Origin of the sequence: Burkholderia seminalis (genome assembly GCF_001718535.1) — a bacterium.
Classification (GTDB): Bacteria; Pseudomonadota; Gammaproteobacteria; order Burkholderiales; family Burkholderiaceae; genus Burkholderia; species Burkholderia seminalis.
Genome location: NZ_CP013400.1, coordinates 3027647 through 3050136, shown reverse-complemented (window position 1 = coordinate 3050136; position 22490 = coordinate 3027647). Strand labels below are relative to the sequence as shown.

The 22490-nt window shown below is 66.9% G+C and carries 21 protein-coding genes; 11 read left to right on the top strand and 10 right to left on the bottom strand.

All coding sequences use genetic code 11. The features are described 5' to 3' along the window. Positions 1-92: 92 nt before the first annotated feature. Both WJ12_RS34105 and parA read right to left on the bottom strand, forming a co-directional pair. The gene (locus WJ12_RS34105) at positions 93-1154 is read right to left on the bottom strand and encodes a ParB/RepB/Spo0J family partition protein (RefSeq protein WP_034187553.1); all 1062 of its coding nucleotides are present in this window, start codon (positions 1152-1154) and stop codon (positions 93-95) included. A 23-nt stretch (positions 1155-1177) separates the two neighbouring features. Further along, positions 1178-1840 (bottom strand): ParA family partition ATPase, encoded by a 663-nt coding sequence (gene parA / locus WJ12_RS34100; protein ID WP_006480195.1) that lies wholly within the window; start codon positions 1838-1840, stop codon positions 1178-1180. A 973-nt stretch (positions 1841-2813) separates the two neighbouring features. Here parA and arsC point away from each other — a divergent pair. Continuing rightward, positions 2814-3170 (top strand): arsenate reductase (glutaredoxin), encoded by a 357-nt coding sequence (gene arsC / locus WJ12_RS34095; protein ID WP_059559317.1) that lies wholly within the window; start codon positions 2814-2816, stop codon positions 3168-3170. Between the two features lie 130 nt (positions 3171-3300). Here the strand turns inward: arsC and WJ12_RS35690 are convergent, their stop codons facing one another. Next, positions 3301-3516 (bottom strand): zf-HC2 domain-containing protein, encoded by a 216-nt coding sequence (locus tag WJ12_RS35690; protein ID WP_049036026.1) that lies wholly within the window; start codon positions 3514-3516, stop codon positions 3301-3303. Next, on the bottom strand, positions 3494-4093 hold the full coding sequence (locus WJ12_RS34090) for an RNA polymerase factor sigma-70 (protein ID WP_034187554.1): 600 nt from the start codon (positions 4091-4093) through the stop codon (positions 3494-3496). Before WJ12_RS34090 ends, WJ12_RS35690 begins: the two co-directional genes overlap by 23 nt. Before the next feature lie 367 nt (positions 4094-4460). Between WJ12_RS34090 and WJ12_RS34085 the strand changes: the two genes are divergently transcribed. After that, on the top strand, positions 4461-5015 hold the full coding sequence (locus WJ12_RS34085; protein ID WP_034187555.1) for an NADPH-dependent FMN reductase: 555 nt from the start codon (positions 4461-4463) through the stop codon (positions 5013-5015). Between the two features lie 45 nt (positions 5016-5060). On the opposite strand, the gene WJ12_RS34080 is transcribed toward WJ12_RS34085, so the two are convergent. Beyond that, positions 5061-7310, bottom strand: coding sequence for a hybrid sensor histidine kinase/response regulator (locus WJ12_RS34080; RefSeq protein WP_034187556.1), 2250 nt, complete (start codon positions 7308-7310; stop codon positions 5061-5063). Positions 7311-7781: 471 nt separating this feature from the next. Between WJ12_RS34080 and WJ12_RS34075 the strand changes: the two genes are divergently transcribed. Genes WJ12_RS34075 through WJ12_RS34065 form a run of 3 tightly spaced genes read left to right on the top strand, consistent with a single transcriptional unit; the run spans position 7782 to position 9704 of the window. Further along, positions 7782-8150 carry a response regulator gene (locus tag WJ12_RS34075; RefSeq protein ID WP_034187557.1) on the top strand — a complete coding sequence of 123 codons (369 nt, stop codon included), beginning with the start codon at positions 7782-7784 and terminating at the stop codon, positions 8148-8150. Further along, positions 8143-8769, top strand: coding sequence for a chemotaxis protein CheC (locus tag WJ12_RS34070; protein WP_034187558.1), 627 nt, complete (start codon positions 8143-8145; stop codon positions 8767-8769). The genes WJ12_RS34075 and WJ12_RS34070 overlap by 8 nt, the downstream gene beginning before the upstream one ends. After that, entirely contained in the window at positions 8766-9704 is a 939-nt protein-coding gene (locus tag WJ12_RS34065; protein ID WP_069246031.1) for a GGDEF domain-containing protein, read from the top strand. The genes WJ12_RS34070 and WJ12_RS34065 overlap by 4 nt, the downstream gene beginning before the upstream one ends. Positions 9705-9722: 18 nt before the next feature. Here WJ12_RS34065 and WJ12_RS34060 read toward each other — a convergent pair whose 3' ends face one another. Next, positions 9723-10607, bottom strand: coding sequence for an alpha/beta fold hydrolase (locus WJ12_RS34060; protein WP_059559272.1), 885 nt, complete (start codon positions 10605-10607; stop codon positions 9723-9725). A gap of 192 nt (positions 10608-10799) precedes the next feature. On the opposite strand from WJ12_RS34060, the gene WJ12_RS34055 reads away from it, so the two are divergent. The 5 genes from WJ12_RS34055 (at position 10800) to WJ12_RS34035 (ending at position 16204) form a co-directional block, all read left to right on the top strand. Then, on the top strand, positions 10800-11132 hold the full coding sequence (locus WJ12_RS34055) for a hypothetical protein (protein WP_034187561.1): 333 nt from the start codon (positions 10800-10802) through the stop codon (positions 11130-11132). A gap of 259 nt (positions 11133-11391) precedes the next feature. After that, on the top strand, positions 11392-12240 hold the full coding sequence (gene hpnD, locus WJ12_RS34050) for a presqualene diphosphate synthase HpnD (protein WP_034187562.1): 849 nt from the start codon (positions 11392-11394) through the stop codon (positions 12238-12240). A gap of 13 nt (positions 12241-12253) precedes the next feature. Then, a complete protein-coding gene (gene hpnE / locus WJ12_RS34045; RefSeq protein ID WP_059559269.1) occupies positions 12254-13507 on the top strand; it encodes a hydroxysqualene dehydroxylase HpnE in 1254 nt (417 codons plus the stop codon). A gap of 12 nt (positions 13508-13519) precedes the next feature. Continuing rightward, positions 13520-15493 carry a squalene--hopene cyclase gene (shc, locus tag WJ12_RS34040; protein ID WP_069246030.1) on the top strand — a complete coding sequence of 658 codons (1974 nt, stop codon included), beginning with the start codon at positions 13520-13522 and terminating at the stop codon, positions 15491-15493. A 54-nt stretch (positions 15494-15547) separates the two neighbouring features. Continuing rightward, positions 15548-16204 carry a phosphorylase gene (locus WJ12_RS34035; protein ID WP_051700964.1) on the top strand — a complete coding sequence of 219 codons (657 nt, stop codon included), beginning with the start codon at positions 15548-15550 and terminating at the stop codon, positions 16202-16204. A 114-nt stretch (positions 16205-16318) separates the two neighbouring features. Here the strand turns inward: WJ12_RS34035 and WJ12_RS34030 are convergent, their stop codons facing one another. Both WJ12_RS34030 and hpnN read right to left on the bottom strand, forming a co-directional pair. Continuing rightward, positions 16319-17302, bottom strand: a complete 984-nt coding sequence (locus WJ12_RS34030; RefSeq protein ID WP_059559266.1) for an MlaA family lipoprotein — start codon at positions 17300-17302, stop codon at positions 16319-16321. Further along, a complete protein-coding gene (hpnN, locus tag WJ12_RS34025; protein ID WP_059559265.1) occupies positions 17295-19928 on the bottom strand; it encodes a hopanoid transporter HpnN in 2634 nt (877 codons plus the stop codon). Before hpnN ends, WJ12_RS34030 begins: the two co-directional genes overlap by 8 nt. A 310-nt stretch (positions 19929-20238) precedes the next feature. On the opposite strand from hpnN, the gene WJ12_RS34020 reads away from it, so the two are divergent. Continuing rightward, complete coding sequence (locus tag WJ12_RS34020; RefSeq protein ID WP_059559262.1) at positions 20239-20835, top strand: MlaC/ttg2D family ABC transporter substrate-binding protein; 597 nt, start codon at positions 20239-20241, stop codon at positions 20833-20835. A 430-nt stretch (positions 20836-21265) separates the two neighbouring features. On the opposite strand, the gene WJ12_RS34010 is transcribed toward WJ12_RS34020, so the two are convergent. Next, positions 21266-21892 (bottom strand): type VI secretion system amidase effector protein Tae4, encoded by a 627-nt coding sequence (locus WJ12_RS34010; RefSeq protein WP_049028719.1) that lies wholly within the window; start codon positions 21890-21892, stop codon positions 21266-21268. Beyond that, complete coding sequence (locus tag WJ12_RS34005) at positions 21892-22455, bottom strand: PAAR domain-containing protein (protein WP_059559258.1); 564 nt, start codon at positions 22453-22455, stop codon at positions 21892-21894. The genes WJ12_RS34010 and WJ12_RS34005 overlap by 1 nt, the downstream gene beginning before the upstream one ends. Positions 22456-22490 lie beyond the last annotated feature (35 nt).

The window sequence follows — 22490 nt, the reverse complement described above, 5'->3', positions numbered from 1 at the left end:
GGCCCGCTCAGGCCCGCTGACGGGCCGCCGCCGGCCCCGACCCTCGATCGGGCGGGCCCGGCGTCCTCACCAGGCCCTGCCGGCCGTTTCCATCACTCCGACAACAGCATCCGCTCGAGCTGCTCGAGAATCGCGTCGCGCTTGTCCTTCGGGAGGCCACGCAGGCGCAACTCGATGCGATCCTCGCCATACGACTTCAGGTCGCCGACCGACTTGCCGCCGAGCTTGATCTCGAGACGCTGCGCATAGCGCTGGCGGCCCGCGGCCTTCGGCGTTTCCTGCGCCGCGACGCGGCCCTTGACGATGTCCGACACCTGGCGCGTGCTGAGATCGTCCGACACGATCTTGTTGATCAGCCGCAGCGTCGCCTCGGTCCCGCGCGCATTGTGATAGCGGCCGACCTGATACGCCATGTTCGAACCGAAGCGGTCCGGACGCGCGACCATTTCCTGCATGATCGCTTCCGGCAGCTTGCCGATCGACAGCGCAACGGCCACCGTCGACTCGTCGAGCCCGAGGTGCTCGGAGAGCTCCTTCTGGCTCTGGAAATGCTTGTCGTCGAGGAAGCGGCGCCACACGACGGCGTTGTCGAACACCGTCTGCGAATCGCGCTGGACGTTGAGGTCGTAGCCGAGCTTGTAGCTCTGGATGCCGATCGGCACGTCGATCACGATCGCCTTGACCGACTCCTTGTTCGCTTCCTTGAGCGCCCGCACGCGACGACCGCCGTCGCTGACGAAATACGTGCCCGGATTGTCGTAATCCGGAATCACGTGGATCGCCTGCTGTTGCCCCTGCTTCGCGAGGTTGACCGCGAGTTCGGCAATCGACGCCTTCAGATAGAAGTGCCGCGGGTTGAACGGGCTGTGCTTGATCGCCTTCAGCGACAGCTCGATCACCTGGCCCGGTGCGTAACGATTCTCGAGGCGCCACGCACGATATTGCGGCGACTCGTCGATCGACGGATCGATCGTGAATTCCGGAGCCGGGGGCGGAGCGATGTCTTTCTTTGCGGATTTGGTCGGCGTCGGCGTGGGCGTCTCGGACTTGACGATGCCGTCGATCGCATTGAGCCGATCAAGCGCGGTGCGCTTCTCGCTCGTCGTGATATCCGGGCGCGCTTGGAATCCTTTGGCAAATTGGGAAGGTTTCATGTGACTCCTTTATGCGCATAAAGTCAGGGCAGCATGGCGACGATTTCGTCGGCACATGCGCGAATTTCGGCGGCGGCCAGCTTGCCGCCGCGATCGTTCATCTGCAGCACGGTTTGACCGAGCGCCATCGCCTGCTTGTACGCTTCCCGGGTCGGGATCTGCGTTTTCAGCAACGGGAAGCCGAGTTCCTCGAGCGCGCGCTTGAGCTCGCGGGTCAGCATGCGCTTCTCTTCGGTCTTGTTCAGCAGGAAGACCGCGCGGAGGTCTTCGTTCATGACCTGCGCCTGCTGGATCAGCTTGACCAGCCCGACGCTCGACCAGTAGTCGGCCGGCGACGACGAAGTCGGGATCACGGCAATCGACGCGGCGAGCAGGACGACGCCGGACACCTTCTCGGTGATCGACGGTGGGCAGTCCACGACGATGATGTCGTAGTCGTTGATGAACTTCTTGATCTCGCGATGGATCTGGCCGTCGGCTTCGGCGAGGTTGACGACCGGAAACGGGATGCCGTTGTCGCTGTCGCCGGATGCGCTCGACCAGTGAACCAGCGTGTTTTGACGGTCTGCGTCGATGACGAGGACGCGCTTCCCTTTTTCATGGAACGCGGCGCCGAGGTGCATGGCAATCGTGCTTTTGCCGACGCCACCTTTTTGTTGAGTGACTGCAATGATTTCCGCGGCCAATTTTCACTCCTGTTTTGGTCGTTGGAATTCTACAGGACGATATTTGAATTTCAATGAAATTGTCGTTCGACAACTACGCATTAGCCATTCGGGCTATCGGTTTATGCGCATAAACGGGACGGAGGAGATCGATGGCTCGATCGGATCGTGTGGCGGAGGCCTGGCGATGTCGATGGGCTACTCGATGGATGTGTCGCGGCGATCGATGTCGACGAGATGAGTGGGCGCGCTCTACGATGTCCCGAAGCACTGCCCTTTCGATGGATGGGGGGACGCTTGCCAGAGAGTCGGGGAGTTTGTGCGCATAAACTCGGCGGGGATCGAGCGGATCAACATCGAGGCCAAATGGGCTGTCGTTCACGAGCGAGGGTCGTGGGCGGCGTACCCTGACCAAGCATGTGGCTTTAATGGTGCGTGTGGTTTGAGCGCGTCGGCATCGATGCGACGGGCTGTTCAGGCGCGACGCGTTTATGCGCATAAACCGGTGACGCTCGATGGCGATGAACGACGGGCCACGCGCGGTCTCCGCCTGAATCCGATGCGCGATGATGCCGTGGCCAAGCCGCATATCGATTCGGCGGTCCATCGAGGCCGTGGAGTATCGACATGCAACCACGCCGTGAATCGCGACGCACCTCCTCCGGCGACCGGAATTTATGCGCATAAACCAAGCGGCTCACGCCATTCCCCGCCCCCTCTCTCAATGCAAAGGGAACCACGATGCATTGGCTCGCAGATTCCGCGCCTCATCCCGCGATCGCACGCTGCCCGACTTTATGCGCATAAACACATCCATTCTTGGACTCAAGTTTCTCCGGATAGCACACCCCTCTCGCGGCTCGCATCGACGAGGCGCCACCTGTCCGATCGCCGCGGCGATACACAAGCCCACTCGCGATCGCCCCCTGACCACCTTCGGGGCCCCCAGCACAGACTGGCTACAATACCGGGCTCTACCCTCCAGGCCTGAATGATGATCACGATCTACCACAACCCCCGATGCTCGAAGTCGCGCGAGACGCTTGCGTTGGTCGAGTCGCTGCATGCCGCCGGCACGCCGCTGAACGTCGTCGAGTACCTGAAGACGCCGCCGACGGTCGAGGAACTGGAAACGCTGCATCGGCAGCTCGGCCGCCCCGTTCGCGACATGCTGCGCGATGGCGAGGAGCCGTACAAGGCGCTGAATCTGGCTCGCGCGGATCTCACCGACGCCGAAGCCTATGCCGCGATTGCCGCGCACCCGATTCTGCTGCAGCGGCCCATCGTCGTGTGCCGCGACAAGGCGGCCATCGGCCGGCCGCCCGAATCGGTGAAGGCGCTGTTCGAATAATTATTACCCGGCGTATTTTTCTTATTGCATCAGCCCGACGTTCGCACCGGCATCCGACGCCGACGCGATCGCCGGGCCATCGGCCGCCCGCGACGCGACGAACGACGGCGGCAACACGACGAACCGGATCCTAGCGTTCACCGGACGGCGCACCGTCATCGTCCGGCGCCCGCCCCGCCGCCGCTTTCGCAGCCGTCCGCAACAGCGAAATCTGTCCGCGATAGGCCCTGCATCCGCTGCAGGTCGGCAGATGCACGCGCACCTGCAGTCGCTCGTGCAGTGTCAGATGCCGATCGAGCGCATCCGACAGCAGTCGCGTGATGTCAGTACATTTCCCCGGCAGCATCTTCGGTCGTCATCCCTTTTTCGCTCAGGCAGGTTCGCAGGCGCGTGCGCGCCCGATACAGCAGCACGCTGCAATGATTCGTCGTCAGCGTCAATTCGCTGCAGATGTCCGTGATCTCGACGTCGAGGAACTCCCGCATCATGAACACGCGCCCGATCTGTTCCGGAAGGTGGTCGAGACAGGCCTGGAACAGCGTCCAGAACTGCTGCTGCTGCAGCAGCGTCTCGGGCTTCGGCCACGGTCGCGGCTTCGCATGCGCGGCCCAGTGCCCGTTTTCCTTGAACAGTTCGCGGTCGAGCACCGATTCGCCGTCGAGTTCGGCGTCGAGCGCGGACAGGTTGACCGTCCGCTGCCGCGCGCGCAGCACGTCGATCAGCTTGTTGCGCAGGATACCGAACACCCACGTCTTGTGAGCCGACAGCCCGGCGAAATCGCCCGCATGTGACCACGCGGCGGTCAGTGCCTCCTGCACGGCGTCTTCGGCCGCGTCGGCATCGCGGAGCTGGAGTCGCGCGAAGCGCAGCAGGTCGCGCCGCAGTTGTGCGAGATAAACGGGATCGTCGTAGGCGGACGGCATGTCTGGGTTGCAGTGTGTCGAAACGGTCGCGCCTGCGCGACAGAGCGCGCGCATCGCGGTGCGAGCAGCTTACTGGGCGCGCCGCTTGCCCGCAACGCATGTTCCGTCACGATTTCACGAAACCGGCCTGCCGGCTGCGCTATGCTTGCCGAACTCCGGCTCGCGCGTCGACGGCGTCGCGCGGCGGGCAATCTGTAACGTCGGAACATAACGGTCGAGTTATCCACAATTTCTGTGGAAAACCTTGTGGAAAGTCGGCCGGACGGCCCCGTGGGACGGCTCGCGGGCTGGCTTGCCTATAAACAGACCTTTGTCGCCCATTCGGAAGCAATCGATCCGATTCCTCACTCACCGGAAGGAGAATGCCATGTCCTATCGTGTTGCGGTCGTCGTCGGCAGCCTGCGCCGTACTTCGACGAACCGTGCGCTCGCGCACGCCGTGATCTCGCTCGCCCCCGCCGATTTTTCGTTCGAGTTCGTCGAGATCGGCGAACTGCCGCTGTACAGCCAGGACTACGACGCGGATTTCCCGGACGTCGCCAAGCGCTTCAAGCAGTCGATCGAAGCCGCCGACGCGCTGCTGTTCGTCACGCCCGAATACAACCGGTCGATTCCCGGCGTGCTGAAGAATGCGCTCGACTGGGGCTCGCGCCCGTGGGGTTCCAACTCGTGGTCGGGCAAGCCGGGTGCGGTGCTCGGCACGTCGCCGGGCGCCGCGGGCACCGCGCTCGCGCAGCAGCACCTGCGCAACGTGCTCGCGTACCTCGACGTGAAGACGCTCGGTCAGCCCGAGATGTTCATCAAGCACGATCCCGCTCGTATCGACGATCAAGGCCAGATCGTCAGCGAGGACACCCGCAAGTTCCTGCAGGGCTTCGTCGATCGCTACGCGGGCTGGGTGCGCCTGCTCAAATCGGCCTGAGCGTCACGCCCGTCCCGCCGCCGGCGCCGGCCCGCATGCAGCGGGTCACGCGCCGGCGTGCCGTGCGTCGCGCGCCTCGCGGATGCCCAGCAGGATTTCGTCGAGCAGCGCGATGTCGAACGGCTTCGACAGCACGCGGACGTTGACGGTGCGCGTGCGGTCGAGTTCCTCCGCATAACCCGTGACGAGTATCACGGGCAACTTCCCCGGCCGCTTGTCGACCGCTTCCGCGAGGTCGATGCCGTTCAGGCGGCCCGGCATGTGGATATCCGAAATCACGAGGTCGAACGCGTCGTTCGCGGCCGCGCCTTCGATCAGGCGCAACGCGTCGTCGGCGGTGGGCGCATAGGTCACGCGGTGCCCGAGCAGCGACAGCAGCGCTTCCGTGCCGGCCGCGACCTCGCTGTTGTCCTCGACGAGCAGCACGTGCAGGCCGGCGAGCGTGCCCGAACCGGCATCGTGCGCGACGGCCTGCGGCCGCGCGACGACGTCCTCGGCGCGTGCGCGCGGCAGATAGAGGCGCACCGACGTGCCGGCGCCGACCGCGCTGTCGATCGTCGCCAGGCCGCCCGAGCGCTCGCAGAACGCGAACACCTGCGGCAGGCCGAGCCCCGTCCCCATCCCCGGCGCCTTGGTCGTGAACAGCGGCTCGAAGGCGCGCGCGAGCACGTCGGGCGCCATGCCCGAACCCGTATCGTCGAGCGAGATCTGCACGAAGTCGCCGGTCAGCGGGAAGCCGTCCTCGCGACGCAGCGTCACGTTGCGCGCGCCGACCGTGAAGCGCCCGCCGGCCGCCATGGCGTCGCGTGCGTTGACGGCGAGGTTGATCACCGCGAGCTCGAGTTCCGCGACGTCGACACGGATCGGCCAGACGCCGGGCTCGATCGCGACGACCAGCGACGACTTCGAACCGAGCGACGTCTTCAGCAGTTCGCGGCACGTGCCGAGCCATTGGCCGACGTCGATCGTCTCGTTGTGCAGCGGCTGCTTGCGCGCGACGCCGAGCAGCTGGCGCGTGAGCGATTGCCCGTTCTTCAGCGCGCGCTCGATCGCGCCGAGTTCCTTGTCGAGATGCTGGACACCGCGCCGCCGCGCGATCTGCACGTTGCTCGAGATGATCATCAGCAGGTTGTTGAAGTCGTGCGCGACGCTGCCCACGAGGTTGCCGAGCGCCTGCATCTTGCGCGACTGCCGGTATGCCGACTCGATCGAACGCCGCATCGATGCTTCGGCCTGCCAGCGATCCCATGCCTCCTCTTCCGCCTTCAACCGCTTGAGCGACAGCCAGATCACCGACCACAGCGCGATCGACGGTGCGAACATCGAGATGAACAGCACGCTCAGGTGTTCGTACCATTCATGCCAGATCGCCGACGTGCGGTACGCGCACGTCACGTACACGGGATAGCTGCCGACCTGGCGGTACGCGACGATCTCGCTGCTCGCGCCATCGTGGCGCACGCGCACGACGCCCGCGCGCGGATCGTTGCGCGTGTCGCCGAACGTGACCGAGCGATCGGTGTGCGCGAGCGACGGCGGCGGCGGATACGATGCGATCACGGCGCCGTCCGAGCGTGCGAGCGCCATCGTCATCGGCGTGCTCGCGCCGCCGAGCAGGTCGCGATAGAACGCATTGAAATACGACGACTTCAGCGCGATCGACACCATCCCGGCGAACGAACCGTCGCTATGACGGCGCGCGACGCCCGTGTTGAACACCGGAATGTTCTCGAGCTTGAGCGGACCCATCATCAGCCGCGAGATGTGTTCGATGACCTTGCCGTCGCGGATGCCCGCGAAGTCGTCGCGGTTCGCGATCGACGCGTACGGCGCCGGGTAGTAGAGGCTGTTGGCGAGCAGCATCCCGCTCGCGCCGAAGATCGACACGGCGGCCACCTGCGGATAGCCGCCGCCGATCGTGTTCAGCGCTTCGTGGATGTCGGACTCCTTGTCGCGCACGGTGGCGTCGTCCATGTCCTGCACGAGGTCGACGATGCGCGCGTCGAGCGTCTCGCTCAGGTCGAACACCTTGAGCGCGTGTTCCTCGGCGACCCGCACGGTGCGCATCGTCACGTCGCTCGCGGCGGCCTCGCGCGTCTTCAGGTCGTTGTACGCCATCACCACCACGTAGATGCACGGCAGCACGATCGCCGCGACCAGCAGCACGATCAGCGTCACGCGGCGGACCGCGAAATCGTGTTCGGGTGCGCCGGACGCGTAGCCGCCGTCGTCCTGCCAGTCATCGGCGGGCGGGGAGGCGGGAGCGTGGGAGTCGGCGGGCCGGTCGGACGTCATCGAAGAGGCGGGCGAAGCGGAGGTGCCTGCCATCATAAACGAGTTGCGGCGGCCGGCCGCGCAGCCCCGCCGCGCCGCGATCCTGTCGATTCCGACAGGGGGAGATTGTCAGATTGAAAACGCGACGAATCCGGCAGCGCAAACGTACACAAGGAAAAATTTTGCGTGCTTATCTCGAAAATGATCGCGCCTGTTTTCGGAATGACGGGCGATCGGACCAATTCTGTTCGAAATGGTGAAAATGGCGAGTTGCATCGCCTCCGGTTTACTCCGAGAATCGCGCCTTGCTTTCCCTATGACAGATAGATGCGCCCGCCGGCGACCGCCGCGCGGGCATCGCGCGCACCCGCGTCGCGATACCCGCGCACGGCCGCAAGGCGGTTGCCCCGCGCCCGAACGCATGGCCCCCTAAAGAAGTGCGCCGCGCGGTCGTTAACGCGAGAGAGACCATTCCGTATACCGCATCGCCCCATGCCTTTGCCGATTGTAATTGCCGACGATTCGCTGCTCGCTCGCAAACTTCTGACAAAGGCGCTGCCGGGAGACTGGGACGTTGAAGTCGCGTATGCCGCGAATGGTCGCGAGGCCTTGGCGCTTTATCGTGACGGCAAAGCTTCCGTGATGTTTCTGGACCTGACGATGCCCGACATGAGCGGATATCAGGTCCTCGAGACACTGCGCCACGAAGATCTGAACACGTTCGTGATCGTGGTATCCGCCGATATCCAGCCGCAGGCGCAAGCACGCGTGCGTGAATTGGGCGCGATCGCATTCGTTGCCAAGCCCGTGACGTCGGAGGCATTGCTGCCCATTCTCAAGGAGTATGGGTTGTATGCCTGAATCGGTGTTCACGGCGGAGCAACGCGACGCGTTGCAGGAGATCGCCAACCTGGCAATGGGCCGCGCCGCCGCGCGGCTTGCGTTGTTGCTCGGGCGCTTCATCGAATTGTCGGTGCCGCGCGTGCGCGTCGTGAAAGCGGCCGACGCAGGCAATGCGCTGCGCGAGATGACGGGCATTCACGATAACGTGACCGCCGTGCGCCAGGGCTTCCGTTCCGACATCAAGGGCGAGGCGATCGTACTGTGCCGCAGCGCGAGCGTCGCGCGGCTCACGTCGGTCGTCGACCGCACGTTCGGCGATGGTGTCTACGGCGGGATGGCGAGCCCGGACGAACTCGTGTTCGACGTCGCGAACGTGCTGATGGGCGCGTGCGTCGCGTCGATCCTCGACGAGCTCGGCCGCAAGCCCGTGTTCTTCCCGCCGGGGCTGCTCGGCGCGAACGTATCGTTCGACGACGTGTTCGAGCCGAACATGCTCGCGTGGAGCGTCGCGCTGCTGCTCGAGGTGAACTTCGGGCTCGAGGACCACACGTTCCGCGCGCACTTCGTGATGCTGATGGCCGAGGATTCGATCCGGCTGATGGGCGACGCGCTCGACGCGTTGCTCTCCGCGCTATGACGGCCACCGCTCCGTCGCTGAGCGACCTCGTGATCGAGCGGGTCGGCTTCGGGCTGTTCGTGCTCGACCGCTCGATGACCGTGCTGATGTGGAACCGCTTCATGCAGGATCACAGCGGCATTGCGGCGGCCGACGTGATCGGCCGCAACCTGTTCGACTGCTTTCCGGACCTGCCGCGCGCGTGGCTGTCGCGCAAGCTCGAAAGCGTGTTCCAGCTCGGCAGCTTCGCATTCAGTTCGTGGGAGCAGCGGCCCTACCTGTTCCGCTTCGAGCATGACCGCCCGATCACCGGCGGGGTCGACTACATGCAGCAGGACTGCACGTTCATGCCGCTCACGCGCGGCCGCGACGTCGAGGCCGTGTGCGTGACGATTTCCGACGTCACGCATGTGAGCGTGATGCAGCGCGAGCGCGAGGAAGCCGTCGCGAAGCTGCGCGAACACGCGAATCGCGACGGGTTGACCGGCATCGCGAACCGGCGTTTCTTCGAGGCGCGGCTCGGCGACGAATTCGCGCGCTGGCAGCGCTACGGCGGCGACCTGTCGGTGCTGCTGTTCGATCTCGACCATTTCAAGACGATCAACGACCGCTTCGGGCATGCGGCGGGCGACGCCGTGCTGCGCGAGACTGCGCGCCGCGTCGCGTCGATCGTGCGCGGACAGGATACGTTCGGCCGCTTCGGCGGCGAGGAATTCGCGCTGCTGCTGCCGTGCACGAATCTCGATGAGGCGATGCGGGTGGCCGACAAGGTGCGCGACGCGATCGGCAGCATGCCGGTCGATGCCGAGGGCGTCAGCGTGCCGGTGACGGCGAGCGTCGGCGGCGCATGCGCGAGGAACGGCGCGCCGACCAGCGACGTGCTCGTCAGCGAGGCCGACGCCGCGCTCTATCGCGCGAAGCGGCTCGGGCGCGATCGTTCGGTCGCCTACGCGTAGACCGCGCGCGCCCCTCGCTCAGCTTTTCGCGATGTCGGCGAGCACGCCGGCCAGCACGGCCGGTTGCGACACGAACGGCGAGTGGCTGCTGTCGAGCTGGTGCACGTGGGTGGGATTGCCGGGCGCGAGCGTGTCGGCTTCGTCAATGAAGCGCTGCTGCAGCGCGGGCAGGATCACGCGATCCTCGAGACACTTGATGTAGTGGCGGTCGATCGCACCCCAGCGCGCGGCGGTGGTCGGGATCGCGGTCGCGAACGGCGCGGCCGGCACGTCGCAGGTCATCAGGTTCGTGACGGCGTCGAAGTCGGCCTGCGACACGTCTTCATAGAGCGCGCGTTTCATGGTGTCGCGATACGCGGCGTCGCCGCTGCGCGGATCGATGCGCAGCGCGCCGGCCACGCGCGGGCTTGCGAGCATCAGCGGGCCGAGCATCTCGCCCTTGTTCTCCGGCGCGCGCACGTAGTCGAGGCCCGGCACGCCCGAGCCCGGCATGAAGGCCGCGAGATAGACGATCTTCGCGATCTTCTCCGGCGCGCGCTCGGCGGCCGCCGTGATCGCGAGGCCGCCCATGCTGTGGCCGACCAGCACGACCTTGCCGCGGCCGAGCGCGTAGGCGTCGTCGACGGCCTGCATCACCTGTGTCGCATAATCGTCGAGCGTCGTGTTCGCGACCGGCGACGGTTCGGCGCCGAACGCACCCTTGTCGAGCGGCCGTTCGAGATACGACGCGGGAAAGCGGGCATTGATGCCGTGCGCGGGCAGGTCGCGCGCGATCGACAGATAGCCGCGCGCGGCCAGCGCCGCCGCGACGTGTGCGTAACACCAGGCGCCGTGCCAGGCGCCGTGCACGAGCACGAAAACGGGATGGCCGGACGGCGGGGGGGCGGTATCGTTCGTCTCCATGATGTCCGTATTTTTTCGAGAAAGGTGTCATCTTAGACGAACCGGCCGTCATCCAGACGCGAACGCGCAGGGCGATCGCGTGACGGGCCTCGATCCGTCCCCTTTGTCTCGTGCAGGCCACATTTCGTCCGGATCCGATAGGCATTTGTGCCGAAGCACGCTACTTTGTCGCTTTACTTGCGATTGCGCCCCATGAACGTCGACTATCTTTTCTACCGGAAGCCTGACAAGCCCGGCCCCTATTCGCTCGACGACCTGGGCGACATCGCGCCGCCGATCGGCCCGGGCGACGTGGTGCGCGCGGGTATCGCGCGCGTGTTCGAGCAGATCGACTGGCAGGAATCGCCGGACGTGCCGGGCGCATGGTTCGGCACCGGCGGTGCGGTGTTCCAGTTCACCGCGGAGCCCGACGGCGGCGTGACGAGCTTCATGGGCTCGCGCCTCGAACGCCGCTCGATGCTGCAGCTCACGCGTGAAATGGGGCTCATCGCGCTCGATCTGCAGCGCGACATCGTTTACGGCTGACCCGCCGCCGGCGCCCGGTCCCGCCGGGGCCGGCCGCGCCCGGCTGCCGGCGGCCTCCGGCGCCCCGCCGGGCTTGGCGCGTGTCCGCCATCGAACTTCAAAGATTGCTATACTTTCGCCCAATTCCGGCTTCCGGCCGGTAATTTGTGCCTGTCTGTGTCGATCGTTCGCATATCTCGCACGCATTTGACACCCTGACCATCCCAGCCGGGCATGGCTTCTTCAATCGCCCCGCGTGGGTGTCTCCGTGGAGCTCGTCTTGGCCGTTTCCCATTCCGTCGTGGACGAACAAGAAACCGACGCCGCTGCCGTCACATCGGGCAGTTCCTTCTATCTGGCGATGCGCATCCTGCCGGCCGTGCAGCGCGACGCGATGTTCCAGGTCTACGCGTTCTGCCGCGCGGTCGACGACATCGCCGACAGCGACCTGCCGCGCGCCGAGCGCAACGCGGGCCTCGACCGCTGGCGCGCGGACATCGACGCGTGCTTCGCGGGCCGCCCGCCGCGCCACCTGGTCGCGCTCGACCGCGAGATCCGCGCGTTCAACCTGCAGCGCGCCGATTTCCACGCGATGATCGACGGGATGGCGATGGATGCGGTCGAGGATATCTGCGCGCCCGACGAGCCGACGCTCGACCTCTTCTGCGATCGCGTGGCGAGCGCCGCCGGCCGGCTGTCGGTGAGGATTTTCGGGATGCCGGAAGCCGAAGGGATCAAGCTGTCGCACCACCTCGGCCGCGCGCTGCAACTGACGAACATCCTGCGCGACATCGACGACGACGCGGCGATCAACCGCTGCTACCTGCCGCGCGAACTGCTCGCGCGCGAAGGCATCGCGATCACCGACCCGGCGACGATCGTGCGCGATCCGGCGCTGCCGCGCGTGTGCGCGACGCTCGTCGAGCGCGCGCTCGAGCACTTCCGCCAGGCCGACGCGGTGATGGATACCTGCCCGCGTGCACAGGTGAAGGCGCCGCGCATCATGTCGGGCGCGTATCGCTGCATTCTCGAAGCCGCGATCGCACGCGGCTTTGCCGCGCCGCGCGCGCCGCTGCGCAAGCCGAAGGCGCGCATGCTGATGATCGCCGCGCGCTACGCGCTGTTCTGAGCCGATCGCGTCGATGCCCAGAACCGTCCACGTGATCGGCGCCGGACTCGCGGGCCTGTCGGCCGCGGTCGAGCTGCAACGCCGCGGGCGGCGCATCGTGCTGCACGACGCGCACGCACACGCGGGCGGCCGCTGCCGTTCGTGGTTCGACGGGACGCTGAACGCGACGCTCGACAGCGGATTGCACACGGTCTTCGCGGGACAGCCCGCGACGCAGCGCTACCTGCGCGCGATCGGCGCGGCCGATCAGCTCGCGGGGCCCGCGCTGCCTGAATGTCCGGTCGTCGACGTCGCATCGCGGCAGCGCTGGACGCTGCGCTTCGGCGACGGGCGCTGGCCGTCGTGGCTGTTCGACGCCGCGTCGCGCGCGCCGGGCACGACGCCGCTCGACTACCTCGCGCTCGCGCCGCTCGCGTTCGCGCGCACGGGCCGCTCGCTCGCCCAGACGATGCGATGCGACGGCGTGCTGTGGGATCGTTGGCTGCGGCCGTATTTCCTCGGTGTGCTGAACGTCGAGCCGCGCCACGCAAGCGCCGAGCTGGCACGCGCCGCACTGTGCGGCACGTTCGGCGCGGGTGGCCCCGGCAGCCGCCCGCTCGTCGCGCGCCACGGGCTCGGCAGCGCATTCGTCGAACCGGCGCTGCGGATGCTGCAGCACGGCGGCGCGCAGATCCGGCTGAATTCGCGGCTCGACGCATTCGAATTCGGCGCGCACGGCAATGCGGTCGATGCGGTTTCGGTCGGCGGCGAGCGCGTCGATCTCGCGCCGGGCGACGCCGTGGTGCTGGCCGTGCCGCCCGAGGTCGCGCGGCCGCTGGTGCCCGAACTCACCGCGCCCGACACGTTCAGCGCGGTCGTGACCGCGTATTTCGCGGTGGAGTCTCCAGCCGGCCATCCGCTGCAGACGGCCGTCGTGAACGGCATCGTCGATGCGGTGCGCACCGGCGGCGGCCAGCTTGCGGCGACGATCCGCGACGCGGGCCGCTGGCTCGACACGCCGCGCGACACGCTCGCGCGGCGCATCTGGGAAGACGTCGCGCGCGTGACCGGCGCGAACCCGGAAACCATCCCCGCGTGGCAGCTCGTCGTCGAGCCGCGCGCGGGTTTTGCGGCGGTGCCGTCGCAGGAAATGAAACGTCCGGCCGTGCGTACGCGCTGGACCAATCTCGTGCTCGCGGGTGACTGGATTGCCACCGGCCTGCCCGCCACGATCGAGGGCGCGATCCGTTCCGGCCAACTGGCCGCGGACGTGCTCCAGACGCAATAAACAGAGGGACCAATGAACGATCTCACCGAAATGGCTACCCTGTCCGCCGGCGCGGTGCCGGCCGGCGTCGACGCGGCCGTCGCGCGTGCGACCGACGCGCTGCTGGCCGCGCAGCAAGCGGACGGACACTGGGTCTACGAACTCGAAGCCGATTCGACGATTCCCGCCGAATACGTGCTGCTCGTCCACTATCTCGGCGAGACGCCGAACGTCGCGCTCGAGCAGAAGATCGGCAACTATCTGCGCCGGATCCAGCAGGCCGACGGCGGCTGGCCGCTGTTCACCGACGGCGCGCCGAACATCAGCGCGAGCGTGAAGGCGTACTTCGCGCTGAAGGTGATCGGCGACGACGAGAACGCCGAGCACATGCAGCGCGCCCGCAAGGCGATCCACGCGATGGGCGGCGCCGAGATGTCGAACGTGTTCACGCGCATCCAGCTCGCGCTGTACGGTGCGATTCCGTGGCGCGCGGTGCCGATGATGCCGGTCGAGATCATGCTGCTGCCGCAGTGGTTCCCGTTCCACCTGTCGAAGGTGTCGTACTGGGCGCGTACCGTGATCGTGCCGCTGCTCGTGCTGAACGCGAAGCGCCCGATCGCGAAGAACCCGCGCGGCGTGCGCATCGACGAGCTGTTCATCGATCCGCCCGTCAACGCCGGGCTGCTGCCGCGCCAGGGCCACCAGAGCGCCGGCTGGTTCGCGTTCTTCCGTGTGGTCGACCATGCGCTGCGCGCGGTCGACGGCCTGTTCCCGAGCTATACGCGCGAACGCGCGATCCGTCAGGCCGTGTCGTTCGTCGACGAGCGCCTGAACGGCGAGGACGGCCTCGGCGCGATTTATCCGGCGATGGCCAATGCGGTGATGATGTACGACGCGCTCGGCTACGCGGAAGATCATCCGAACCGCGCGCTCGCGCGCAAGTCGGTCGAGAAGCTGCTCGTCGTGCACGAGGACGAGGCGTATTGCCAGCCGTGCCTGTCGCCGGTGTGGGACACGTCGCTGGCCGCGCATGCGCTGCTCGAGACGGGCGATGCGCGCGCGGAAGAAGCCGTGCTGCGCGGCCTCGAATGGCTGCGTCCGCTGCAGATCCTCGACGTGCGCGGCGACTGGATCTCGCGCCGCCCGCACGTGCGGCCCGGCGGCTGGGCGTTCCAGTACGCGAACGCGCACTACCCGGACGTCGACGATACGGCCGTGGTCGTGATGGCGATGGATCGCGCGCAGAAGCTCAAGCAGTCGGACACCTATCGCGATTCGATGGCGCGTGCGCGCGAATGGGTCGTCGGCATGCAGAGCAGCGACGGCGGCTGGGGGGCGTTCGAACCGGAAAACACGCAGTACTACCTGAACAACATCCCGTTCTCCGATCACGGCGCGCTGCTCGATCCGCCGACGGCCGACGTGTCGGGCCGCTGCCTGTCGATGCTGTCGCAGCTCGGCGAGACGCCGCTGAACAGCGAGCCGGCCCGCCGCGCGCTCGACTACATGCTGAAGGAACAGGAACCGGACGGCAGCTGGTACGGCCGCTGGGGGATGAACTACGTGTACGGCACGTGGACGGCCCTGTGCTCGCTGAACGCGGCCGGCCTGACGCCGGACGATCCGCGCATGAAGCGCGGCGCGCAGTGGCTGCTGTCGATCCAGAACAAGGACGGCGGCTGGGGCGAGGACGGCGACAGCTACAAGCTGAACTACCGCGGCTTCGAGCAGGCGCCGAGCACGGCGTCGCAGACGGCCTGGGCGTTGCTCGGCCTGATGGCGGCCGGCGAAGTGAACCACCCGGCCGTTGCGCGCGGGGTCGACTACCTGATCGCGCAGCAGAACGAAGAAGGCCTGTGGGACGAGACGCGCTTCACGGCGACGGGTTTCCCGCGCGTGTTTTACCTGCGCTACCACGGCTATCGCAAGTTCTTCCCGCTGTGGGCGCTCGCGCGCTACCGCAACCTGAAGCGCGACAACGCGACGCGCGTCACGGTCGGGATGTAACGCGTGGGCGTGTCACGACACAACGGCGCATTGCCCGTCATCGCGGTGACGGGGATGGCGTTCGAGGCGCGCATCGCGCGCGGCGACGGCGTCGAGGCCGTGTTTGCCGCGCGGGCCGACCGGCTCGAACGCGCGCTGGCCGACGCGACCGCGCGCGGTTGCGCGGGCATCGTCAGCTTCGGTACGGCCGGCGGGCTCTCGCCCGATCTGGCGCCCGGCGCGCTCGTGATCGCGAACGCGATCGACGGGCCGTTCGGCCGTGTGGAGACCGACGCGGGCTGGAGTACGCGGCTCGTCGCCTCGCTGCACGACACGCCGGTGTGGGCGCGTGTCACGCGCGGCACGATCGCGGCCGTCGGCGCGCCGGTCGTCAGCGAACAGGAGAAGACGTCGCTGCACCACGCGAAGGGCGCACTGGCCGTCGACATGGAGTCGCACATCGCGGCGGCCTTCGCGGCGGCGCGCGGCGTGCCGTTCGCGGTGTGCCGCGCGATCGTCGATCCGGCGTGGCGCACGCTGCCGCGCGCGGCGACGGCCGGCCTGCGCGACGACGGCAGCACGGCGATCCTGCCGATCCTGCGTGAACTGCTGAAGCAGCCGTCGCAGCTCGGCCCGCTGCTGCAGGTCGCCAGCGACGCGCGCGCGGCGCGTACGACGCTGATCCAGGCGCGGCACGCGTTCGAGCGGACGGGCGCGATGCGGATCGTCTGAGCGGCCCGCGCCGCGGCTGTCTCCCCTCCTCCCGGATTCTCCGTTTCGTACGGACAAAAAAAGAGCGCTGCGTGATGCAGCGCTCTTTGTCCTTGCGCGGCCGCCGGTGCGGCGTTACTGCGCGGCCGGACTGCTTGCGGGTGCCGCCGGAGCAGCCGGCACGGTCGCCGCCGGTACCACGGCCGACGCCGCGGCAGGCGCGCTCGCGGGCATCGCATTGTCCGCGCCCGGGTCGTCGTACTGCGGCAACCCCGGCGCAGCCGGCGCGGGGTTCGGCGCGGCGCCCGATGCGCCGCCCGATGCGCCGCCCGCATCGCCCGGATCCTCGTAGTTCGGCAGCCCCGGCACGGCCGGCGTCGCGGCCGGCACGGCGCCGGCTTCACCCGGCTCGTTGTAGGTCGGCAGCGCGGCCGACGACGACTGGCTGCGGTACGTCAGCGACTTGCGCTGCTGCAGGTATGCGTCGCGCACGAACGAATACGGATCGAGCGCGGCCTGCTTCAGCAGGTCGGTCGCGCCGAGCAGGTCCGAACGCGCGCTGATGAACTGCGCGATGTACATCGGGTTGCGCGCGGCCGGCTCGATGTAGTTCAGCAGGTTGAAGCGCACGTCCACCGCGCGGCCGACGCCGTCGCGGACCGTGCTCGGCCCGAACACGGGCAGCACGAGGTACGGGCCGGACGGCATGCCCCAGCGCGCCATCGTCAACCCGAAATCCTGGTGATGCTTCGGCAGCCCGGCCGGCGTCGCGATGTCGATCAGGCCGGCGACGCCGAACAGCGAGTTCATCGCCACGCGCATCAGATCCTGCGTCGCATCGGTGATGCGCAACTGCAGCAGGTTGTTCGCCATGTTGCCGAGATCGCCGAGGTTCGAGAAGAAGTTGCTGATCGCGGTCCGCACCGGCGTCGGCGTGACCTTCTGGTACCCCTTCGCGATCGGCTGGGCGATGTTCGTGTCGACCGTGTCGTTGAACTTGTACATCGCCCGGTTCATCGGCTCGAGCGGGTCGTCGGGATTGCGGTTCGGTCCCGTCGCGCAGCCGGACAGCATCGCGCTGGCGGCGACGGTCGCCGCAATGATTCGCACCTTATTCATTGATTCCTTGCGATTGGTTCTTGGCACGTTTGACGCGCGGTTTGCCCATCAGGACGGGCTGGAACACCACGGCGCCGATCAGCGTGCAGGTCAGGGCCAGCGCGAGCAGCTTGCCCATGCTCGACGTGCCCGGATGGTGTGACAGCCACAGGCTGCCGAATGCGGTCGCCGTCGTCGCGGCGCTGAACAGCACGGCATGCGTGAGGCTCGAGTGCAGCAACCCCGTCTGCCCCGCGCGCCATGCCATCACGAAATACACCTTGAACGCGACGCCGACGCCGAGCATCAGCGGCAGCGCGATGATGTTCGCGAAGTTGAGCGACATGCCGAGCACGACGCACATCTCGAGCGTCACGATGCCCGACACGAGCAGCGGCACCAGCGTGCGCAGCACGTCGCCGAAACGGCGCAGCGTGATCCACAGCAGGATCGTGATCGAGATGATCGACCACAGCGCCGCGTGCAGGAACGCGTTGATGATCGTGTCGGCCGAATGCAGGATCGAGATCGGCCCGCCGGTCGCGCCCGGTTCCGCGGCCTTCACCGCCTTCGCGAAACGGCGCAGCATCGTGTCGTCGTTCGGATCGACGCCCTTCGGCACCTTCGGCGAGATCTGCACGAGCGCGTGGCCGTCCGGCGCGACCCAGTCGCGCACGAGTTGCGGCGGCAGCGATTCGCGCGTGATGTCCTGCGGCTGCAGCAGCGACGCGAGCTGGTTGAGCGCGATGCGCAGCGTGTCGGCGAACGCGCGCTCGGCGCGGTCGCGCGTCGCGCTGTCGGCCGCCGCGAGCTTCGCGAGCGACGCGGACAGGTGCTGCGCGGCGGCCGCGCCGGGGCCCGGGTGATCTTCGGCCGCGTAGCCGAGCAGGTCCGACACGCGCTTGAGCGCGGCCACGCGCTGCGCATCGGTCGCGGGCGGCGCGGCCGGCTGCGTCAGCGCCGGCAGCAGGTCGCTCGCGGCCGCGGCGATCGCCGCGCGCTTGGCCGGCTGGTCGGCGGGGATGAAGGTCGACAGCGTGGTCGTGCGGCCGACTTCGGGCAGCGTGTCGAGGCGCTTCGCGGCCGCGTCGGCTTCGGCGAGCGACGGCGCGAGCAGCGTGACATCGTTGACCGCGGCTTCCGGCGAATCCTTCAGCGCCAGCAGCGTCGCCATCGATTCGCTGTTCGGATCCTTCAGGTGCAGCGGGTTGAAGTCGAAGTGCAGGAACGCGAGCAGCGGCAGCGCGCCGATCACGACCGCGAGCGTGCCGATCAGGATCGGCTTGCGATGACGATCGAGGTAGTCGTCGACCGGCGCGAGCCACGGGAAGCCCGGCGTCTTCGATTCGCCCGGCGGCGCGAACAGGCGCAGCAGCGCGGGCAGCAGCGTGAGCGTGGTCAGCAGCGCGACGAACATCCCGACGCCCGCGATCAGCCCGAGTTCGGACACGCCGCGATAAGCCGTGGGGATGAACGAGAAGAAGCTCGCGGCGACGGCTGCGGTGGCCAGCGCGAGCGGCATGCCCATCGAATGCGCGGCGCCGATCAGCGCGTGATCGATGCGCGGATCCCGGAAGCGTTCCTCGCGGTACTTCACGCCGTACTGGATCGAGAAGTCGACGCCGAGGCCGACGAACAGCACCATGAACGCGACCGAGATCATGTTCAGCGAACCGACCATCGCGAGGCCGAGCGCGGCGGTCACGACGAGACCGACGAACAGCGTGACGAGCACCGAGCCGATCATCCGCTTCGAGCGCAGCGCCAGCCACAGGATCACGAGCACGGCGAGCAGCGTGAGCACGCCGTTGAGTGCGGCGCCGTCTTCGACCGACGCGAATTCGTCGTCGGCGAGCGGCTGCTCGCCGGTCAGGCGCACGGCCGCGCCGTAGCGCTTCTCGAGGTCGAGCGAACGGGCCGCGTCGCGGATCACCTGGCTCGTTTCCGCGCCGGCCTTCAGCGCGCCGTAGTTGACCACCGGCTGCACGGTGACGAACGCGCGCGCGGGCAGGCGCGCGGCGTCGTTGTCGACCAGCGCGCGCCACGAGAACGCGGCCGGCTTGCCGGCCAGCACGTCGTCAACCGTCGCCGCGCTGCGCGCGAGCAGCTTCGCCATCGCGGGCAGTTTCACCTGGCCCGTCAGCAGCGGCTGGCCGAGCGTGGTGGCCAGTGTGGTGGCGAGCCCGGTCAGGCTCGGGTTCTTCGCGAGTTCGTTGACGAGCGGGCGCGCGCTCGCGAGCTGCGACGTCGTATCGGCGACTTCCTGCGGCGACAGGAACAGCAGGCCGTTGTGCTCGAAGAACGGCCCGCCGCCGGGCTCGGCGACCTGGCCGATGCGGCCGGCGGCCGCGTCCTTCCGCAGTGCTTCGGTCAGCGCATGCGCGGCGGCATTCGCGAATTCGGGCGCGGGTGCCTCGACGACCGCGAGGATCGTGCCGTTGCGTTGCGGGAACGCCTTGTCGACGGCCTGCCCGAGGGCGGCCCATTGCGGCTCGGCATCGACGAGCTTGCTGATGTCGGTGTTGATCTTGAAATGCTGCGCGACGTAGACGCCGCTGACGGCGGCGATGACGAGCGACAGGACGACGACCCAGACGGGGCGGCGCACCGACCATGCGACGAGTCGGACGATGAGAGATGTCACCATGTGGCGGTGGGGAGCGGCTGGCAAGGGCAAAGTAGCCAAGTATACCGGCGCGGCGTGGCGGCGGTCGTGACGTTGCGGGTTTCGGGGCGGGAAGGAGATTTGCTCGTGGCGGCGAAATCGGTACCGATGACCGGTTCGTTTGTATGGGGATATTTACATAATCGGTGCGGGGCCGCGCGGCCTGTGACAAATGCGGCTGAAAGGTAACAGTCGGTCACCGTGAGGCACCGGGGCGTCGGGCCCGGTATACTTTGCTTCACCGGCCGATGCAAGGAGCCGGTCGTTTTTTCCCATCGAGTGCGATATCCGTATGAAACGTCATCTGTTTGCTTTCGTCGCGGCCGCCGCCGTGTCGTTTTCCGCTTTCGCGCAGAGCGCGCCGGTCGACATCGTCCGCAATGCGGTCGAGGGCACCGTCAATGCGATGAAGGCCGACCCGGCCGCGCGCGGCGGTGACATGGCGAAAGTCTCGCAAGTCGTCGAGCAGCGCTTCCTGCCCGCGACCAACTTCGAGCGCACGACCCGCATCGCGGTCGGCGATGCGTGGAAGCAGGCCACGCCGCAACAGCAGCAGGAGCTGTACAAGCAGTTCCGGCTGCTGATGACGCGCACCTACGCCGCGTCGCTCGCGCAACTCGGCAGCCAGGACGCGAAGTTCTCGTTCAAGGCCGGCGGCGCGTCGGGCGCCGACGCGCTCGTGCAGTCGACGGTCACGACGCCGGGCGACAGCCAGTCGGTCGGCTACCGTCTCGGCAAGGTCGGCAACGACTGGAAGATCTACGACATCGACATGTCGGGTGCGTGGCTGATCCAGGTGTACCAGGGGCAGTTCAAGAGCCAGCTGTCGTCGGGCGGGATCGACGGGCTCATCGCGTATCTGCAGAAGCACAATTCGCGGACGAACTGACGGCTGATTCAAGGCCGCGGTCCGGATGCATGAAGGGCGCCCTCGGGCGCCCTTTTTTCATGGCTGCGCGTTGATTGTGCGGCACGTGCCGATGCGTGCTATCGAATCACATACGACGCGATGTAGATCAGCATCGTGGGTGTCACCAAGGCGATCAAGGAAAGCACCCGTTTTCGTGCCGTGGCGTGCTGACGACCGATTCTCCAACCCGCCAAGGCGAATGCGAGCGACGGGCCGAGAAGAAATGCGATGAGCAATGCGAAAACGGGCCAGGGCGGCGAGCAGAGGTCGATTTCGTGGCACGAGTGGCGGCCGAAGTACAGTCGCCAACCGGTATGAATCCGCCAATCGATCCGACTACCGATCCAGCATGCGAGCCAGGTCGTGATGAGGCCTGCTATCCAGTACGCAAGCGACAAGCCGGCTCGTTTCACCTGATTTCCCAAAAAAGAATGGTTTTCGATTTTGCCAGATCGGAGTAACCGAGGTCAGTGAATGGAATCTGCAGACTGGATATTCCGATCCGTCTGCCTATCGAGGCGACGATACCGCGCGTACTGGATACCGGCAGACGGGTACCATTCCAGAGGTCGATGTGCCCGCCGCTCAAGTCGTCGATAGCGTCTCCCTGTTGTTGCCAGTACCCGAAGAAGAAAATGATGCCGGTGCGATTTCTGACTCGGCTTTCCCAATCGGCACCGGTTACGTTCTCCGGAGCGGAAAGCCCCGCGACCGGCCGCAGCTTTAACCACTCGGCGAATTCGTACGCGCGTGTGGCTGTCGGCTTTCCGCCAATCAGAAGGCGGCCTATCGTCGGTTTGCCCGGCATCGGCCGAACCCGCTTCTGCGAAAACGACTTCATTGCGATGCCGACCTTGTGCAGCGTCACGCTCATCCGGATTGCACACTGGTTCTTGTATTGTCCGTTCGGATCGTCGTACGGGTTGCCGTGAGCATAGTTGTTCCAGAGCTCGGAAAACGTCACGGACTTCAACTCGACTGCCTTGTGCGATTCCGGCACGGCGGTTGTCTTCACGGTTGTCCTCGGGTTCGGCACTATGCGTCCCCGCTTGATCGGGCGAGCGCTTCGTCGCCCCAATAGACGACGTATTCATCCTCACTGGCAGTGTGAATGCGCGGCAGATGCCCGCTGTCGTCGAGGTGGCCCGAGTGGATGCGTCCGTCCGACGTTTCGATAACGTACGGATAGCCTGTCGACGCACCACTTCCGATGGCGTGAACGGATTCGTCGTAAGCGCCTGCGATGATCGACACGACACCGCCTTTCCGATTTTCGCCGGACGTCACAATGCCTGCCGTTTCCGCCATGTCATCGCACCATGATTCGCCGGCGAGGACCGCGACGATGCGCGGCGGTGTCGGGCAGCCGCATAAGACGACGTCACCATCGGCGGCCGTTTCACCCATGAATTCGAGACGTCGCGGCCCGCCGGCCTTGGCGATCGGCCCGGTGCCTTGGCATGCATCGCAGAATGCGAGACCGCCGATCAACGCAACCTGGCGGCCGGGGCTGCCGAACGTGAATGTCGGCCCCGCATAGGCAAGGATGCTTCCCCCGGTCTCCAGCGCGTCGCCGACCACCGCGATACGGCGTTTCATGATTTCGCTCCCCGGTTCCAGTCGCCGACCCGTGC

What these genes read in the sequence shown, in the direction of transcription:
- WJ12_RS34035 (WP_051700964.1), top strand. Translation starts at nt 15,548, where the DNA reads ATGGCGTTCGAGGCGCGCATCGCGCGCGGCGACGGCGTCGAGGCCGTG.
- WJ12_RS34075 (WP_034187557.1), top strand. Translation starts at nt 7,782, where the DNA reads ATGCCTTTGCCGATTGTAATTGCCGACGATTCGCTGCTCGCTCGCAAA.
- hpnN (WP_059559265.1), bottom strand. Translation starts at nt 19,928, where the DNA reads ATGGTGACATCTCTCATCGTCCGACTCGTCGCATGGTCGGTGCGCCGC.
- WJ12_RS34030 (WP_059559266.1), bottom strand. Translation starts at nt 17,302, where the DNA reads ATGAATAAGGTGCGAATCATTGCGGCGACCGTCGCCGCCAGCGCGATG.
- arsC (WP_059559317.1), top strand. Translation starts at nt 2,814, where the DNA reads ATGATCACGATCTACCACAACCCCCGATGCTCGAAGTCGCGCGAGACG.
- shc (WP_069246030.1), top strand. Translation starts at nt 13,520, where the DNA reads ATGAACGATCTCACCGAAATGGCTACCCTGTCCGCCGGCGCGGTGCCG.
- WJ12_RS34085 (WP_034187555.1), top strand. Translation starts at nt 4,461, where the DNA reads ATGTCCTATCGTGTTGCGGTCGTCGTCGGCAGCCTGCGCCGTACTTCG.
- WJ12_RS34070 (WP_034187558.1), top strand. Translation starts at nt 8,143, where the DNA reads ATGCCTGAATCGGTGTTCACGGCGGAGCAACGCGACGCGTTGCAGGAG.
- WJ12_RS34090 (WP_034187554.1), bottom strand. Translation starts at nt 4,093, where the DNA reads ATGCCGTCCGCCTACGACGATCCCGTTTATCTCGCACAACTGCGGCGC.
- WJ12_RS34080 (WP_034187556.1), bottom strand. Translation starts at nt 7,310, where the DNA reads ATGACGTCCGACCGGCCCGCCGACTCCCACGCTCCCGCCTCCCCGCCC.
- WJ12_RS34065 (WP_069246031.1), top strand. Translation starts at nt 8,766, where the DNA reads ATGACGGCCACCGCTCCGTCGCTGAGCGACCTCGTGATCGAGCGGGTC.
- WJ12_RS35690 (WP_049036026.1), bottom strand. Translation starts at nt 3,516, where the DNA reads ATGCTGCCGGGGAAATGTACTGACATCACGCGACTGCTGTCGGATGCG.
- WJ12_RS34105 (WP_034187553.1), bottom strand. Translation starts at nt 1,154, where the DNA reads ATGAAACCTTCCCAATTTGCCAAAGGATTCCAAGCGCGCCCGGATATC.
- WJ12_RS34060 (WP_059559272.1), bottom strand. Translation starts at nt 10,607, where the DNA reads ATGGAGACGAACGATACCGCCCCCCCGCCGTCCGGCCATCCCGTTTTC.
- WJ12_RS34020 (WP_059559262.1), top strand. Translation starts at nt 20,239, where the DNA reads ATGAAACGTCATCTGTTTGCTTTCGTCGCGGCCGCCGCCGTGTCGTTT.
- WJ12_RS34055 (WP_034187561.1), top strand. Translation starts at nt 10,800, where the DNA reads ATGAACGTCGACTATCTTTTCTACCGGAAGCCTGACAAGCCCGGCCCC.
- hpnE (WP_059559269.1), top strand. Translation starts at nt 12,254, where the DNA reads ATGCCCAGAACCGTCCACGTGATCGGCGCCGGACTCGCGGGCCTGTCG.
- WJ12_RS34005 (WP_059559258.1), bottom strand. Translation starts at nt 22,455, where the DNA reads ATGAAACGCCGTATCGCGGTGGTCGGCGACGCGCTGGAGACCGGGGGA.